The following is a 14135-nucleotide window of genomic DNA, read 5'->3' as shown; positions in this document are numbered from 1 at the left end:
ATTCAGTTAACAGATATTGTCGCTGCCCCTAAACTATCGCGCAACTGCGCGTCTTGCGCGCGCCGCGTTTTTCTTCAGGAGCCCCATCGATGAGCAACATGAACCACGAACGTGTCCTCAGTGTGCACCACTGGAACGACACCCTGTTCAGCTTCAAGTGCACCCGCGACCCGGGCCTGCGCTTCGAGAACGGTCAGTTCGTGATGATCGGCCTGCAGCAGGACAATGGCCGTCCGCTCATGCGCGCCTACTCCATCGCTTCGCCGAACTGGGAAGAGCACCTGGAGTTCTTCAGCATCAAGGTGCCGGATGGCCCGCTGACCTCGCAGCTGCAGCACCTGAAGGAAGGCGATGAGATCATCATCAGCAAGAAGCCTACCGGCACCCTGGTGCTCGACGACCTGAACCCGGGCAAGCACCTGTACCTGCTGAGCACCGGCACCGGCCTTGCGCCGTTCATGAGCGTGATCCAGGACCCGGAAACCTACGAGCGTTTCGAGAAAGTCATCCTGGTCCACGGCGTGCGCTACGTGAATGAAGTCGCCTACCGCGAGTTCATCACCGAGCACCTGCCGCAGAACGAGTTCTTCGGTGATGCCGTGCGCGACAAGCTGATCTACTACCCGACCGTGACCCGCGAGCCGTTCGAGAACCAGGGGCGTTTGACCGACTTGATGCGCAGCGGCAAGTTGTTCAGCGACATCGGCCTGCCGCCGATCAATCCGCAGGATGACCGCGCGATGATCTGCGGCAGCCCGAGCATGCTCGACGAAACCAGCGAAGTGCTGGACAGCTTCGGCCTGAAGATCTCCCCGCGCATGCGCGAACCGGGCGACTACCTGATCGAGCGTGCGTTCGTCGAGAAGTAAGGCGAGTCGCGCTGATGAAAAACGCAGACCTGGGTCTGCGTTTTTTTATGCCTGCAAGATCGAGGTTGCCAGTGCTGGCCTCTTCGCGGGTAAACCCGCTCCCACAGCGACCGCGCAGGCTTTAGGCCATGCACTACACCTGTGGGCGCGGGCTTACCCGAGATGCAAGCGACGCGGTGCCTGGCACCGGCTGCGCCGGTGTTCGCGGGGCAAGCCCGCTCCCACAGGGATCGCGCTAGCTTTAGCGGTTGAGCAAGACAGTTGCTCCCACAGTGTTTTGTGGAGCCTGTGGGAGCGGGTTTACCCGCGAAGAGGCCGAAACAGCTTCAGCTTTCCCGCACCACTTCCAGCACCCGGATTCGATCCGGTTGCGGGTAGTGCCACCTGACCTGCACATCCCAAAACTTCACCCCGTAGAGCCGCTCCGCAGGCGGTACCTGGTAGGCCGGCCGCGGGTCCTGCGCAAGGCACTGCTCGATCAGCTCCACCAGTGGTTGAGCCAGGCGCAGTGCATGGTCGCGGGCTTGGGGCAGGGCGCTTTCGCTCCAGTCGACGGCAATCGCCTCTGGTGCATCATTGGCCATCAGGTTGCTCGCGCCGGCAATGCTGTCCGCATACGGCACATAAGGCTTGATATCCAGCACCGGCGTACCGTCCAGCAGGTCGATCCCCGACAGCAGCAAACGCCCCGGCTCGACGCCCTCCAGGCGCACCACCGACTGGCCGATGCCATTGGGGCGGTGGGTCGCCCGGGTGGCGAACACGCCCATGCTCTTGTTGCCGCCCAGGCGCGGAGGGCGCACCTTGAGCCGTGGCTTGTCTTCCAGTGCCTGATGGAACAGGAACAGCAACCAGACATGGCTGACCTGTTCCAGTCCTGCAACGGCATCGCCCTGGTCAAAGGGCGGCAGCAGCTCCAGCACGCCGCGGGCGGCCGGTGCCAGCTGCGGTTGGCGCGGGATGGCGAATTTCTCCTTGAAACAGGAGCGCAGGATACCGACTGGCGAGACCGTATGCTGCATCACTGCCTCAACCGCGCACGCGCAGGGTGAGCCCCTTGAGGAAGTTGCGCAGCAACTGGTCGCCGCACGGGCGGTAGTTGTCGTGGCCGACCTTGCGGAACAGCGCGCTCAGCTCAGGCTTGGAGACCGGGAAGTTGGCCGCCTTGAGCACCGCGTGCAGGTCGTCTTCCTTGAGCTCGAAGGCTACGCGCAGCTTCTTGAGGATGGTGTTGTTGGTGACCGGTACCTCGATCGGTTGCGGCGGGCGGCTATCGTCACGGCCACGGCGGTGAATCACCAGGCCATCGAGGAAATGCGCCATGACCTGTTCCGGGCAGCGCACGAAGCCAGGTTCTTCTTCCTTCTTGACGTAGCCGGCGATGGCCTCGGCGGAAACCTCCAGGCCCGAGAGCTTGATGATCTCGGCCATTTTCAGGTCGTTGGCCTTGAGCATGTAGCGCAGGCTGCGCAGTACATCGTTGTGGTTCATTGCAGCGAATCCTGTTCAGGTGCCGCGCCGGTCGTGGCGCGGCGGTGAGGCTAGAAACGTTCGGTGGCGGCCAGGTAGCGCCATTGACCCTGCGCCAGCTTGCCCATCGACACGCCACCCAGGCGGATGCGGCGCATGCCCAGCACCTTGAGGCCGGCGGTCTCGCACAGTTGCTCGATGACCCCAGGCTGCGGGTTTTTCAGGACCATGCGCAGGTGCTGCTCGTTCTGCCAGCTGGCCTTGGCCTTGGGCAGCTCGACGCCCTTGCGTTCGACGCCGCGGGCCAGGCGCTCTAGCGCGCCCGGCTTGGCTTCGCCGCTGACCTGGACGATGTATTCCTGTTCCATGCGGCGCAGGTCGGCGTCGAGCTTGCGGGTCACCCGCCAGTCCTGGGTGAACAGCTGCAGGCCGCTGGCGCCGGGCAGCAGTGGGGCGACGCAGGCCTGCCGGGCGAAGTGCCCGTGCAAGGCGCGCACGCCTTCGCGGTGGGCTTCGCTGAGGCTGGCGAGGGTCATGCTCGCCTGCGCGGTATTCAGCGCCTGGCCGGCCTGCTGGTGAAGCAGCAGGGTGACCGGCTCGAGCGCCTCGGCGCGGGCGCCGGGCAACAGCTCGACGCGTTGCTCGGCGACCTTGAACTGCGGCTGCTCGACCACCACGCCATCGACGGTGACCCAGCCACCTTCGATATACAGTTCGGCCTCTCGGCGGGAGCAGCCCAGCTGTTCGATGAGGCGTTTGGACAGGCGAATGGGGTCGGACATGGACAATGGTTTCACGCGGCAGGGAAAACCGTCATTGTACCTGCCCCGGCAGGCTTGCGGCTGCAAATCGATGTCATTACCACCATTTCGGAACGCGGTAATGGCGTCGTTGGCCGAGATCTTAGGATCCTGTGCGAATCAGCCGCATGTGCAGTAGGGGGTATGGCTGCCCGAGGCCGTCTGTTTCTGAACGTCCGCACACCTCGAAGCCTTCATGCAGGTAGAAGCCCAGAGCCTGCGGGTTCTGTTCGTTGACATCCAGGCGCTCGGCGTTGAGCTCGGCCACCGCATGGCGCAGCAGGCGCTTGCCAACGCCCTGGCCACGGGCGTGCGGGGCGACGAAGAGCATGTCGACCCGGCCATTGGCGACCCCGGCAAAGCCGAGGATGCGTCGTTTGTGGTCCTTGCAGCAGACCAGCATCACCGCATCCAGGTAACGTTCCAGCACGCGTTCGCGCAGCAGCAGGATATAGGCGTCGGGGAGGAAGTCGTGGGTGGCGCGCACCGAGGCTTCCCAGACCCGCACCAGCTCGGGGTAGTCGCTCAGGTGCGGGGTTTGCAGCGTGAGAGTGGCTGGCATCCATGGGTCCTCGAGGCCAATGAGGAAAACATAGATGCAAAAAAATACCCCGCCAGTGGGCGGGGTATTTTCAGACGGTTATCGTTCAGATGGGCTCGGCCCACATATCGTACTCGTCGGCATCGACCACCCGGCAACGCACTTTGTCGCCCGGCTTGAAGCCATGGTTGCCGTCGATGAACACGCTGCCGTCGATCTCTGGCGCGTCGAAGAAGCTGCGGCCGACCGAACCTTGTTCCTCGACCTCGTCGATGAGCACTTCGATCTCCTTGCCGATGCGCTGTTGCAGGCGTGCGGCGCTGATCGCCTGCTGGTGGGCCATGAAGCGGTCCCAGCGCGCCTGCTTGACGTCATCCGGTACTTCTTCCAGGCCCAAGTCGTTGGCCGGGGCGCCTTCGACCGGCGAGTACTGGAAGCAGCCAACGCGGTCGAGCTGGGCTTCGGTCAGCCAGTCGAGCAGGTACTGGAAGTCCTCTTCGGTCTCGCCCGGGAAGCCGACGATGAAGGTCGAGCGGATCACCAGTTCAGGGCATTGCTCGCGCCAGTTCTTGATGCGCGCCAGGGTGCGGTCTTCGAAGGCCGGGCGCTTCATCGACTTGAGCACCTTGGGGCTGGCGTGCTGGAACGGAATGTCCAGGTAAGGCAGGATCTTGCCGGCGGCCATCAGCGGGATCACGTCGTCGACGTTCGGATACGGGTACACATAGTGCAGGCGCACCCAGGCACCCAGGCTGCTCAGGGCCTCGCACAGCTCGAGCATGCGGGTCTTGACCGGGCGGCCGTTCCAGAAGTCGGTCTTGTACTTGACGTCGACGCCATAGGCGCTGGTGTCCTGGGAAATCACCAGGATCTCCTTGACGCCGGCCTTGACCAGGCGCTCGGCCTCGCTCAGCACTTCGCCGACCGGGCGGCTGACCAGCTTGCCGCGCATCGACGGGATGATGCAGAAGCTGCAGCTGTGGTTGCAGCCTTCGGAAATCTTCAGGTAGGCGTAGTGGCGCGGGGTCAGCTTGACGCCCTGCGGCGGCACCAGGTCGATCAGCGGGTTGTGGTCCTGACGCGGTGGCACCACCTCGTGCACGGCGTTGACCACCTGCTCGTACTGCTGTGGGCCGCTGACCGACAGCACGCTGGGGTGCACGTCGCGGATATTGCCTTCCTCGACACCCATGCAGCCGGTGACGATGACCTTGCCGTTCTCCTTGATCGCCTCGCCGATCACCTCCAGCGACTCGGCCTTGGCGCTGTCGATGAAGCCGCAGGTGTTGACCACCACCACGTCGGCGTCCTCGTAGGTGGGCACGACTTCATAGCCTTCCATGCGCAGCTGGGTGAGGATGCGCTCGGAATCGACCAGGGCCTTTGGGCAACCCAGACTGACAAAGCCTACCTTGGGAGTGGCGGGAGTGGTGGACATGGCTAACCTCGGTATTGAAGACAGGTCGCCCGGCCGTTGACGGGGGCGCTCCTGGAGGGCGCTTTGGGCGCCTCTGATCAAAAAGTGCGCAATTCTAGCGAGCACAAGGTCGCTTTACCAGCAGAAATGCGACGAACGCTGCGCTATGCTTCGCGCCGTTGCGCGGGGGCATCGGGGATGCCCTGGCGCGGGTGGCAATTCAAACGGTCTAGAAGGCCTTCTGCGGGAGTGGTCGATGGTTCAGGCAAGCAGTCACGCCGAAGGCGGGCAGGGCGCAACGCGGTCGTTGGGCCTGTTGGTGGCAGCTGTCGGGGTGGTCTATGGCGATATCGGCACCAGCCCGTTGTATACCCTCAAGGAAGTCTTCACCGGCGGGTACGGGGTAACGGTCAACCATGACGGGGTGCTGGGCATCCTGTCGCTGATCCTCTGGTCGCTGTTGTGGGTGGTGTCGTTCAAGTACGTGATGTTCATCCTGCGTGCCGACAACCAGGGCGAGGGCGGCACCATGGCGCTGACCGCGCTGGCACGGCGGGCCACGGCCAGTCATCCGAAGCTGCGGGCGTTGATGGTCGGCTGTGGCCTGGTCGGCGCCTCGCTGTTCTATGGCGACAGCATGATCACCCCGGCGGTGTCGGTGCTGTCGGCGGTGGAGGGCATGGGCCTGGCGTTCGAGGGCATCGACCACTGGGTGGTGCCGATTTCGCTGGTGGTGCTGGTGGCGCTGTTCCTGGTGCAAAAGCATGGCACCGAGAAGATCGGCAAGTTGTTCGGCCCGATCATGGTCACCTGGTTCGTGGTGCTGGGGGCCTTGGGCGTGCATGGCATCGCCCAGAGCCCGGAAGTGCTCAAGGCCTTCAACCCGGGCTGGGCGCTGAATTTCTTCATCGTGCACCCGGGCATGGGCGTGGCGATCCTCGGCGCGGTGGTGCTGGCGCTGACCGGCGCCGAGGCGCTGTACGCCGACATGGGGCACTTCGGCCGCAAGCCGATCGCCCGCGCCTGGTTCGCCCTGGTGCTGCCGGCGCTGGTGCTCAACTACTTCGGCCAGGGGGCGATGCTGCTGCAGAACCCGGAGGCCGCGCGCAACCCGTTCTACCTGCTGGCGCCGAGCTGGGCGCTGCTGCCGCTGGTGGGGTTGGCCACCATGGCCACGGTGATCGCCTCCCAGGCGGTGATCTCGGGAGCCTTCTCCCTGACCCGCCAGGCCATCCAGCTGGGCTATGTGCCGCGCATGCAGATCCAGCACACCTCCAGCGACGAGCAGGGGCAGATCTACATCGGCGCGGTGAACTGGACGCTGATGGTCGGCGTGGTGTTGCTGGTGATCGGTTTCGAGTCGTCTGGCGCCCTGGCGGCGGCCTATGGCGTGGCGGTGACCGGCACCATGCTGATGACCACGATTCTGGTTTCGGCTGTCATGTTGCTGTTGTGGAAGTGGCCGCCAGTATTGGCGGTGCCGTTGCTGGTGGGCTTCTTGCTGGTCGACGGGCTGTTCTTCGCCGCCAACGTGCCGAAGATCGTCCAGGGCGGCGCCTTTCCGGTCTTGGCGGGGATCGTGCTGTTCGTGCTGATGAGCACCTGGAAGCGGGGCAAGCAGATCCTGGTCGATCGCATCGACGAGGGCGCGCTGCCGCTGCCGGTGTTCATCAGCAGCATCCGCGTGCAGCCGCCGCACCGGGTCGAGGGCACCGCGGTGTTCCTCACCGCCCGGCCAGACGCCGTGCCCCATGCGCTGCTGCACAATATGCTGCACAACCAGGTGCTGCACAGCCAGGTGGTGTTGCTGACGGTGGTCAGCGAAGACCGGCCACGGGTGCCGGAGCATGAGCGCTTCGAGGTGGAAGCCTATGGCGACGGATTCTTCCGCGTGCTGCTGCACTTCGGCTTCATGGACGAACCGGATGTGCCGGCGGCGTTGAAGCTGTGCCACTTGGACGGGTTGGACTTCAGCCCGATGCGGACCACGTATTTCTTGAGCCGGGAGACGGTGATCGCGTCGCGGCTGGAGGGGATGTCACGCTGGCGCGGCAACCTGTTCGCATTCCTGCTGAAGAATGCCAACGGCAACCTGCGGTTTTTCAACCTGCCGCTCAATCGGGTGATCGAGCTGGGGACCCAGGTCGAGATCTGAGGATGAAAGCATCGCGGGGCAAGCCCGCTCCCACGAAGCCAGAGATGGCCTTGTGGGAGCGGGCTTGCCCCGCGATAGGACCGCTTTCACATCATTTTTCAGCGACGCTGGACTTCCCCTGGCGCGTCTCGATCTCATCGATCAGGCGCTTGGCCAGGGCCGGGTAGTTCTCGTCGAAGTGGTGGCCGCCAGGCAGCTTCATGCGCTCGCCCACCGCGGTCTTGTCGGTGCAGCCGCTCTCGTCGGTTTCTTCCACGCCATAAATGCATACCACCTTGGACGCCGGCAGCTTGGCCATCTCCGGCCCAGTTGGCGCCTCCTGGCCTTCCTTGCCCAGCCAGCCCTCGACCTCGATCTCGAAGCTGCCGCTGCGAGCGAAGGCCAGCAGGATCACCGCGTCGATGCGCTTCTGGTCTTCGGCGGACAAGCGGTTGTAGATGGCCGGCAGCACATCGGCGCCGAACGAATAGCCAGTCAGGACGAAGCGCTTGGTGCCCCATTTCTGCCGGTAGTGCTGCATCAGCTCGGACAGGTCGGCGGCGCTTTGTTCCGGGGTCTTGTGCTGCCAGTAGTAGCGCAGGGTGTCGATCCCCACCACCGGGAAGCCAAGCTTGGCCATTTCCCCGGCCACATCACGGTCCAGGTCGCGCCAGCCACCGTCACCGGAAAGGAACAAGGTGACGGTGTCGGTGGTCTGCCCGGCGGGCACCTCTACCACCGGGATTGCCAGGGCATTGCCATCCTGGCCGACCAGGGCCTGGGTCAGCTGGGCCTTGAGTACCTGGGGCAGGTGGATGTCGTAGTCGGCGATGCTGGTTTCGGCGTTGGCCTGGTCACGCACGAAGGCGGCGCTGGCGTCGTCCGGGTTGTCGTTCCAGGCCACATTCCAGTGACCGTGGGGCGCGGCCTTGGGCAGCGTGGCCTGGCAGCCTGGCTGCTCGAGGTTGAAGTCCACCGAGATGGCCCGGGCCTTGTCGTCGGTCTGGCTGGCCAGCCAGCGCCAGGCTTGGGCTGCGCCGGGGCCGATGCCGGCGACCAGGGTCGGTTTGTCGGCCAACTGGGTCAGGGCCAGGTCCATCGCCGCTTGTTGCTTGGCGCAGTCGGTGGGTGGCAGCAGCACCTGCACCAGCTGGGCTTCGCCAGCCTGGCTGAGGTCGAGCAGTTGTTTGTCGGTCAGGGCCTGGTCCTGAGGCACACCGATGGCCACCCGGGCCTTGGCATGCACGCCGGGAGTGGCGCGGGTCAGGCTGCTGCCATCGCTGAGCGTCAGGTGTTCCACCCGCGCCTCGGGGGCTGGGCGGGTCCACAGCCAGAAGGCCGTGGCACCTGCCAGCGCGGCCAGCAGCAGGGGGATCAATAGGTACAGCCAGTAGCGTCGGATCATCAACGTTTCACCAATCCAGTCAGGCCGCCAGCGATCAGGGCGGCGGTATCGGCCAGCGCCACCAGCGGGTCGAGCCCGGCTGGCACGGCCATGTAGCGGGGTTCCCAGTCCGGCTGGAACTTGTCCTTGAAGCGCCGCAGGCCCTGGAAGTTGTATAGCTGCTCGCCGCGTTGGAACACCATCGAACCCAGGCGCTGGGTCAAGGGCGCGCCACGGCGCGGCTGCAAGCCGGAAAGGGGCACCATGCCCAGGCTGAAGCGGCCATAGTCGTGGCTCTTATAGTGCAGGATCAGGCCGATCATCATGAATTCCATGGTCAGCTTCGGCGCCTCTGGGTGGGCGCGCATCAAGTCGAGGCTGGCCAGTTCGTTGCTGTGGGTTTCCAGCAGGTTGGCGAAGGCTACCGGACGACCCTGGAAGCGGATCAGCGCGATGCGGAAGTGCTGCAGGTACTCGGGGCTGAAGCGACCGAGGGAGAAGCCTTTCTCGCGCACGTTCTTGCCGCTGAGCCAGGCGTCGGAAATTTCCTTGAGCTCGGCCAGTGGTGCCTGACCGGGCTCATGGATTTCCAGGGTCAGGCCATCGCGACCGCCACGGTTCCAGGTGTAGCGCAGGTCTTTCATCTCCTTGCCCTTGGCGTCGATGTCGAAGCGGCGCAGGTCGACCCGAGCCTCCTCGCCGAGCTTGATTGCCGTCAGGCCGATGTCCATGTAGAACGGCAGGTTCTCCGCGCGCACCTGGTAGAACACCGGGCGGGCGTGGTGCAGGTCGCACAGGTCGCGGAACTGCCAGATCATCTCGGCGCGTTCCTGGGCCGGGCCGATCGGGTCGTACAGCGCCACCAGGCTGCGGCCACGGCGGGCATACATAAGGAAGGCATTGTCGCTGGGATGGAACAGCAGGGCCTTGTCGCCGGTCAGTGCCAGGCCGCCGTCGGGCTGGTCGGAGGCCAGCAGGATGCGATTGGCCCGTTGCAGCTCTTCGTCGTTGGGCAGGTGAATCACCGGGCGGGCGGTGCGCAGCAGCCAGGTCAGCGAAACCACCACCAGCAGCACCGCGCTGCCCAGTGCCGCGCGCAAGGCGCGTGGCGCATCGGCATCCAGGGTGAACTGCCACCACAGCTTGTGGGTGTAGGGCACATCCTGGTAGGCGAACAGCAGTAGCCACACCGAGGCGCCGACCACGCAGGCGCTGGCCACCAGGTACACCGGCGAGAACGGCAGCTCCAGCAGGCGGCTGGGGCGATAGAACGAACGTCGGAACAGGGCGAGCAGGGCGGCGGTGAAGCACATCAGGCTGGCTTCTTCCCAGTCGAAGCCCTTGAGCAGCGACAGCAGCGCACCCACCAGCAGCAGCACGGTGGTCAGCAGCCAGGCCGCCGACAGGCGCCGGCGCAGGCCCTGGGCCAGCAGCAGGCAAAGCACGCCGATCAGGCTGGCGCCAAAGTGCGAGGCGTCGATCAAGCGGTGCGGGATCAGGAAGCCCATGTGCTCCAGGCGGCTGTCGATCTCCGGGGTGGCGCCGGAGAACAGCAGCACCACGCCGGAGAGAAATACCAGGATCGCCAGTACCGGTGCGGCCAGGCCGGAGGCGGCGCGGATCGCTTGCTGGGTGACCATCAGGCGACGGGCTTCATTGGCCAGCAGCAGTACACAGGCCACCAGCAATGGTAGGACCACGTAGATCAGCCGGTACAACAACAGCGCGGCGGCCAATGGCGCGGCGCCCAACTGGTTGGCGAAGGCTGCCAGCAGGATGGCTTCGAACACGCCGACGCCCCCCGGCACATGGCTGAGCACCCCGGCGGCGAGGGCCAGCAGGTACACCAGTACGAAGGCGCCGAAGGGCGGGGCTTCTGGCAGCAGCAGATAGAGCACGGTTGCTGCGGCGGCGACATCCAGGGCGGTGATCAGCAGTTGCAGCAGGGTCAGGCGCGCGCCCGGCAAACGCAAGGTGCGTCGGCCGAATTGCACCAGCAGGTTATCGGCCAGCGGTTGTTCAGGCAGGCGACGGCGATACAGGCCCATCACCAGGGCTGCGGCTGCGACCAGCACGGCAATTGCGATACCGCCCAGCAGTGGCGCGGGCAGGCGCAGCGCGGTTGCCGCGGCCGGCAGGTCGCTCAGGGTGGCCAGCGCCGCCAGTGGCGGAAGGGCGCAACCCAGCGACAGGCTGGCGAATACCGTCATGCGCGCGACTTCCGCGGCGCCCAGGCCTTGGCGAGCATAGAGGCGATAGCGCACCGATCCGCCGGACAGTATCGACAGGCCAACGGCGTTACCGATGGCGAAGGCGCTGAAGCCGCCCAGCACCAGGGTGCGGGGTGGCAGGTGCACGGCAGCGTAACGGCTGGCCGACCATTCATAGCCCAGCAGAATCACGAAACCGACCGCCGTGGCCAGGAATGCGCCGAGCAAGGCATGGCTCGGCACACTGAGCATGGCATCGTGCAGGGCGTAGATGTCCAGTTCGCTCAGCAGGTGGCGACAGGCGATCAGGCCGAGGGCGAACAGCAGCAGGGTCAGGGCCAGCCCCAGTGGTTGCCGATACTTGCTCAGGCGCTCAAGCCAGGGCAGGCGTTGTGCGGCCGTTGGCAGGGCCGCGGTCAGCGGAGCCTGGGTGTCTTGAGTGGGCGTGGTCATGAGAAACCTCGAGCGGTGCGCGCGAGGCGAGGGCAAGGTACGGCCAAGTGAAAGTCCCTTTGGAAAACGTGTCCGAATATTACTCCGGGCCGGTGTCTTAATCTGTTTCAGGATAGTTAAAGATAGTTCATTCAGCCGTGTGGACAGGGCTGGGCGGGCGATGGCGGCAGGCGGGGGGGCGTGTTGCGGAGGGCTGAATGCAACAAACCCCGCTTACCTTTCGATAAGTGGGGTTTGTTCTGACGAATATGGTTGCGGGAGCCGGATTTGAACCGACGACCTTCGGGTTATGAGCCCGACGAGCTACCAGGCTGCTCCATCCCGCGTCAGTGGTGTGCATTCTACGGATTGGCGCTTGGGTGTCAAGCGTTAATCTTTGATTTTTCGTTATTTTTCGCAATGACAGGTGTGTGGGCCGATTTTACCGGCGAGCACCGGCATAGCGACTGCCCGTGATGCAGTCGAATTTCAGGCAATAAAAAAGGCCACTGTCGAAACAGTGGCCTTTTCTTGAATCTGGTTGCGGGAGCCGGATTTGAACCGACGACCTTCGGGTTATGAGCCCGACGAGCTACCAGGCTGCTCCATCCCGCGCCTGTGAGATCGAATTCTACGGATTTCCCTGGGGGTGTCAAGCAATAATTTAAAAAAATCCTTTTTCGTTCAAACCCTTAGCGTCCCTGATCGGGGCGCGGGTCAGTCGCGACGGGGCTTTCAGCCCGATTGTCGCGGTCAGGCTGTCTCGGTTGTCGACCTTACGGTAGTATCTGTATGAATTTACAGTAGTGGCTGTCATCCATGTCCCTGCGCAAGATCATCCACATTGATTGTGACTGTTTCTACGCCGCCATCGAGATGCGCGACGACCCGCGCCTGGTCGGTCGGCCGATGGCAGTGGGTGGGCAGCCGGGTCAGCGCGGAGTGATCGCCACCTGCAACTACGAAGCACGCGCCTATGGTGTGCGCTCGGCGATGGCCTCGGGGCATGCATTGAAACTGTGCCCTGACCTGGAGATCGTCAAGCCGCGTTTCGAGGCCTACCGCGAAGCCTCGCGGGAAATTCACACGATCTTTCGCGACTACACCGAGTTGATCGAGCCGCTGTCGCTGGATGAAGCCTACCTGGATGTCAGCGACAGCCAATGGTTTGCCGGCAGTGCCACGCGCATCGCCCAGGACATCCGCCGACGGGTCGCCCAGCAGTTGCACATCACGGTGTCTGCCGGGGTGGCGCCGAACAAGTTTCTGGCCAAGATCGCCAGCGACTGGCGCAAGCCCAACGGCCTGTTCGTCATCACGCCGGACCAGGTCGAGGCGTTCGTCGCCGAGCTGCCGGTAGCGCGTCTGCATGGGGTGGGCAAGGTCACGGCGGACAAGCTCTCGCGGCTGGGAATTGACACCTGTCTGTCGTTGCGCGATTGGTCGCGATTGGCCCTGGTGCGTGAATTCGGCAGTTTCGGCGAGCGGCTGTGGGGGCTGGCGCGGGGTATCGACGAGCGCGCGGTACACAATGACAGCCGGCGACAGTCCGTGAGCGTGGAAAACACCTACGACCAAGACCTGCCGGACCTGGCCACTTGCCTGGAAAAGCTGCCGGCCTTGCTGGACAGCCTGAATGAGCGGATCGCGCGGATGGACAGCAGTTATCGCCCCGACAAGCCTTTCGTGAAGGTCAAGTTCCATGACTTCAGCCAGACGACCCTGGAGCAGGCGGGGGCGGGACGCGACCTGGAGAGTTACCGGCAGTTGCTGAGCCAGGCGTTCGCCCGGGGTGGCAAGCCGGTGCGCTTGCTGGGGGTAGGTGTGCGGCTGCGGGACCTGCGTGGCGCGCATGAACAGTTGGAGTTGTTTGAGCGCCTATAAAGGAAAGGGCCGCTTCGCGGCCCTTTGCTTGTCACGGCATCAATGCACGCCAGGGTCGGCAACCAGTCGCCCGGTCGCCTTGGTCAGGCTTTGCAGGAACTCCTGTTGCAGCTCCGGATCGTTGCGGGTCAGCTCGATCAGGCTTTGCTCCAGTTCGCTGGCTTCTTCTTCCAGGCCCAGTTCCGACAGGCGCTTGACCCGGTGTACCCACTGGCCGACATCGTCGTCCTCGAGGTCGTCGAAGATCAGCTCGTGGGCCTCGAGCAGCTTGCTGCGCAGGTTGCCGCTGACCAACAGGCTGGCATCGCCGCGCACGCCCTTGTCCTCGTCGACCACTTGCAGGTGCAAGGTGCCGACGTGGTTGAGGTTCTGCTCGGAGAACGGGCTGTCCAGCAGGTTCAGGCGCAGCACGCCGTTCTTGTCGGTGGTCAGCTCGTGGGTCTTCTTGCCGGCCTTGACCTCAACCAGGCGCTCGTTCCAGGGCAGGCTGGTGAACTCCTCGCGCTTGCCTTTCTCGACTTCGCTGATTCCCGCCAGGTTCTGTTGGGCGCGCCCATTGGACTGCACGTTCATGAACGGGTTGAGCCCGGCCACGCCATAACTGAGCCAGTCGTGGGTGACGCTGTCCGGCAGGTTGCCCAAGGCGAACACGTTGACCACGTTGGCACCGATGCCGGCCACCACCGCCACCGCGCCCAACGGGATTTCGTAGATCTCCCGCCAGGGTTGGTAGGGGGTGTAGCGGTCGTAATGGCGGGTCACCTCGAACTCGGTGACCTCGAAGCGTTGTTGTTCGTGGATGCGCACGCGCCGCTGCGGAAGCTCCATGACCTTGGGCTCGCCGACATCGATCTGCAGACTATGTTCGAGCAGTTTGCGCTCGACGCGCTCCTCGTGGTCGCTGCGCTGGGACATCTGGTTGGCACAGCCGCCGAGGAGCAGGGCGCCGCACAGTGCGGCGCCCCCCAGGGTATAGGTACTTCGCTTGGACATG

11 protein-coding genes and 2 tRNA genes are annotated in these 14135 nt (G+C 64.4%); 3 read left to right on the top strand and 10 right to left on the bottom strand.

Going from position 1 to position 14135, the window contains the following annotated elements; genetic code table 11:
• The first annotated feature begins 89 nt into the window (after positions 1-89).
• Positions 90-869, top strand: coding sequence for a ferredoxin-NADP reductase (fpr, locus tag HU772_RS18545; RefSeq protein WP_186662449.1), 780 nt, complete (start codon positions 90-92; stop codon positions 867-869).
• Positions 870-1195: 326 nt separating this feature from the next.
• Here fpr and tsaA read toward each other — a convergent pair whose 3' ends face one another.
• The 5 genes from tsaA to rimO form a co-directional block, all read right to left on the bottom strand.
• A complete protein-coding gene (gene tsaA / locus HU772_RS18540; protein WP_186662450.1) occupies positions 1196-1891 on the bottom strand; it encodes a tRNA (N6-threonylcarbamoyladenosine(37)-N6)-methyltransferase TrmO in 696 nt (231 codons plus the stop codon).
• 7 nt (positions 1892-1898) lie between these two features.
• The gene (locus HU772_RS18535; protein ID WP_186662451.1) at positions 1899-2360 is read right to left on the bottom strand and encodes a YehS family protein; all 462 of its coding nucleotides are present in this window, start codon (positions 2358-2360) and stop codon (positions 1899-1901) included.
• A gap of 50 nt (positions 2361-2410) precedes the next feature.
• Entirely contained in the window at positions 2411-3121 is a 711-nt protein-coding gene (locus HU772_RS18530) for an rRNA pseudouridine synthase (protein ID WP_186662452.1), read from the bottom strand.
• A 121-nt stretch (positions 3122-3242) separates the two neighbouring features.
• Complete coding sequence (locus tag HU772_RS18525) at positions 3243-3701, bottom strand: GNAT family N-acetyltransferase (protein ID WP_186662453.1); 459 nt, start codon at positions 3699-3701, stop codon at positions 3243-3245.
• An 85-nt stretch (positions 3702-3786) separates the two neighbouring features.
• Positions 3787-5118 carry a 30S ribosomal protein S12 methylthiotransferase RimO gene (gene rimO / locus HU772_RS18520; protein WP_186662454.1) on the bottom strand — a complete coding sequence of 444 codons (1332 nt, stop codon included), beginning with the start codon at positions 5116-5118 and terminating at the stop codon, positions 3787-3789.
• 235 nt (positions 5119-5353) lie between these two features.
• On the opposite strand from rimO, the gene HU772_RS18515 reads away from it, so the two are divergent.
• On the top strand, positions 5354-7252 hold the full coding sequence (locus tag HU772_RS18515) for a potassium transporter Kup (RefSeq protein ID WP_186662455.1): 1899 nt from the start codon (positions 5354-5356) through the stop codon (positions 7250-7252).
• A gap of 91 nt (positions 7253-7343) precedes the next feature.
• Here the strand turns inward: HU772_RS18515 and HU772_RS18510 are convergent, their stop codons facing one another.
• The 4 genes from HU772_RS18510 to HU772_RS18495 form a co-directional block, all read right to left on the bottom strand.
• Positions 7344-8636 (bottom strand): virulence factor family protein, encoded by a 1293-nt coding sequence (locus tag HU772_RS18510; RefSeq protein WP_186662456.1) that lies wholly within the window; start codon positions 8634-8636, stop codon positions 7344-7346.
• Positions 8636-11278, bottom strand: a complete 2643-nt coding sequence (mprF, locus tag HU772_RS18505) for a bifunctional lysylphosphatidylglycerol flippase/synthetase MprF (protein WP_186662457.1) — start codon at positions 11276-11278, stop codon at positions 8636-8638. Before mprF ends, HU772_RS18510 begins: the two co-directional genes overlap by 1 nt.
• 249 nt (positions 11279-11527) lie before the next feature.
• A tRNA-Met gene (locus tag HU772_RS18500) sits at positions 11528-11604 on the bottom strand.
• A 191-nt stretch (positions 11605-11795) separates the two neighbouring features.
• Positions 11796-11872 (bottom strand) — tRNA-Met (locus tag HU772_RS18495).
• A 210-nt stretch (positions 11873-12082) separates the two neighbouring features.
• On the opposite strand from HU772_RS18495, the gene dinB reads away from it, so the two are divergent.
• On the top strand, positions 12083-13141 hold the full coding sequence (gene dinB / locus HU772_RS18490; RefSeq protein WP_186662399.1) for a DNA polymerase IV: 1059 nt from the start codon (positions 12083-12085) through the stop codon (positions 13139-13141).
• A 39-nt stretch (positions 13142-13180) separates the two neighbouring features.
• On the opposite strand, the gene HU772_RS18485 is transcribed toward dinB, so the two are convergent.
• Positions 13181-14134 (bottom strand): hypothetical protein, encoded by a 954-nt coding sequence (locus tag HU772_RS18485; RefSeq protein ID WP_186662373.1) that lies wholly within the window; start codon positions 14132-14134, stop codon positions 13181-13183.
• Position 14135: the final 1 nt, after the last annotated feature.

Source organism: Pseudomonas xantholysinigenes (assembly GCF_014268885.2).
Taxonomy (GTDB): domain Bacteria; phylum Pseudomonadota; class Gammaproteobacteria; order Pseudomonadales; family Pseudomonadaceae; genus Aquipseudomonas; species Aquipseudomonas xantholysinigenes.
The sequence above is the reverse complement of the archived record's forward strand: the minus strand, read 5'-3'. Positions and strand labels throughout refer to the sequence as shown.

Excerpts from the sequence above, each read along its gene's own strand:
- fpr (WP_186662449.1), top strand. The coding sequence starts at position 90 with ATGAGCAACATGAACCACGAACGTGTCCTCAGTGTGCACCACTGGAAC.
- tsaA (WP_186662450.1), bottom strand. The coding sequence starts at position 1,891 with ATGCAGCATACGGTCTCGCCAGTCGGTATCCTGCGCTCCTGTTTCAAG.
- HU772_RS18535 (WP_186662451.1), bottom strand. The coding sequence starts at position 2,360 with ATGAACCACAACGATGTACTGCGCAGCCTGCGCTACATGCTCAAGGCC.
- HU772_RS18530 (WP_186662452.1), bottom strand. The coding sequence starts at position 3,121 with ATGTCCGACCCCATTCGCCTGTCCAAACGCCTCATCGAACAGCTGGGC.
- HU772_RS18525 (WP_186662453.1), bottom strand. The coding sequence starts at position 3,701 with ATGCCAGCCACTCTCACGCTGCAAACCCCGCACCTGAGCGACTACCCC.
- rimO (WP_186662454.1), bottom strand. The coding sequence starts at position 5,118 with ATGTCCACCACTCCCGCCACTCCCAAGGTAGGCTTTGTCAGTCTGGGT.
- HU772_RS18515 (WP_186662455.1), top strand. The coding sequence starts at position 5,354 with ATGGTTCAGGCAAGCAGTCACGCCGAAGGCGGGCAGGGCGCAACGCGG.
- HU772_RS18510 (WP_186662456.1), bottom strand. The coding sequence starts at position 8,636 with ATGATCCGACGCTACTGGCTGTACCTATTGATCCCCCTGCTGCTGGCC.
- mprF (WP_186662457.1), bottom strand. The coding sequence starts at position 11,278 with ATGACCACGCCCACTCAAGACACCCAGGCTCCGCTGACCGCGGCCCTG.
- HU772_RS18485 (WP_186662373.1), bottom strand. The coding sequence starts at position 14,134 with ATGTCCAAGCGAAGTACCTATACCCTGGGGGGCGCCGCACTGTGCGGC.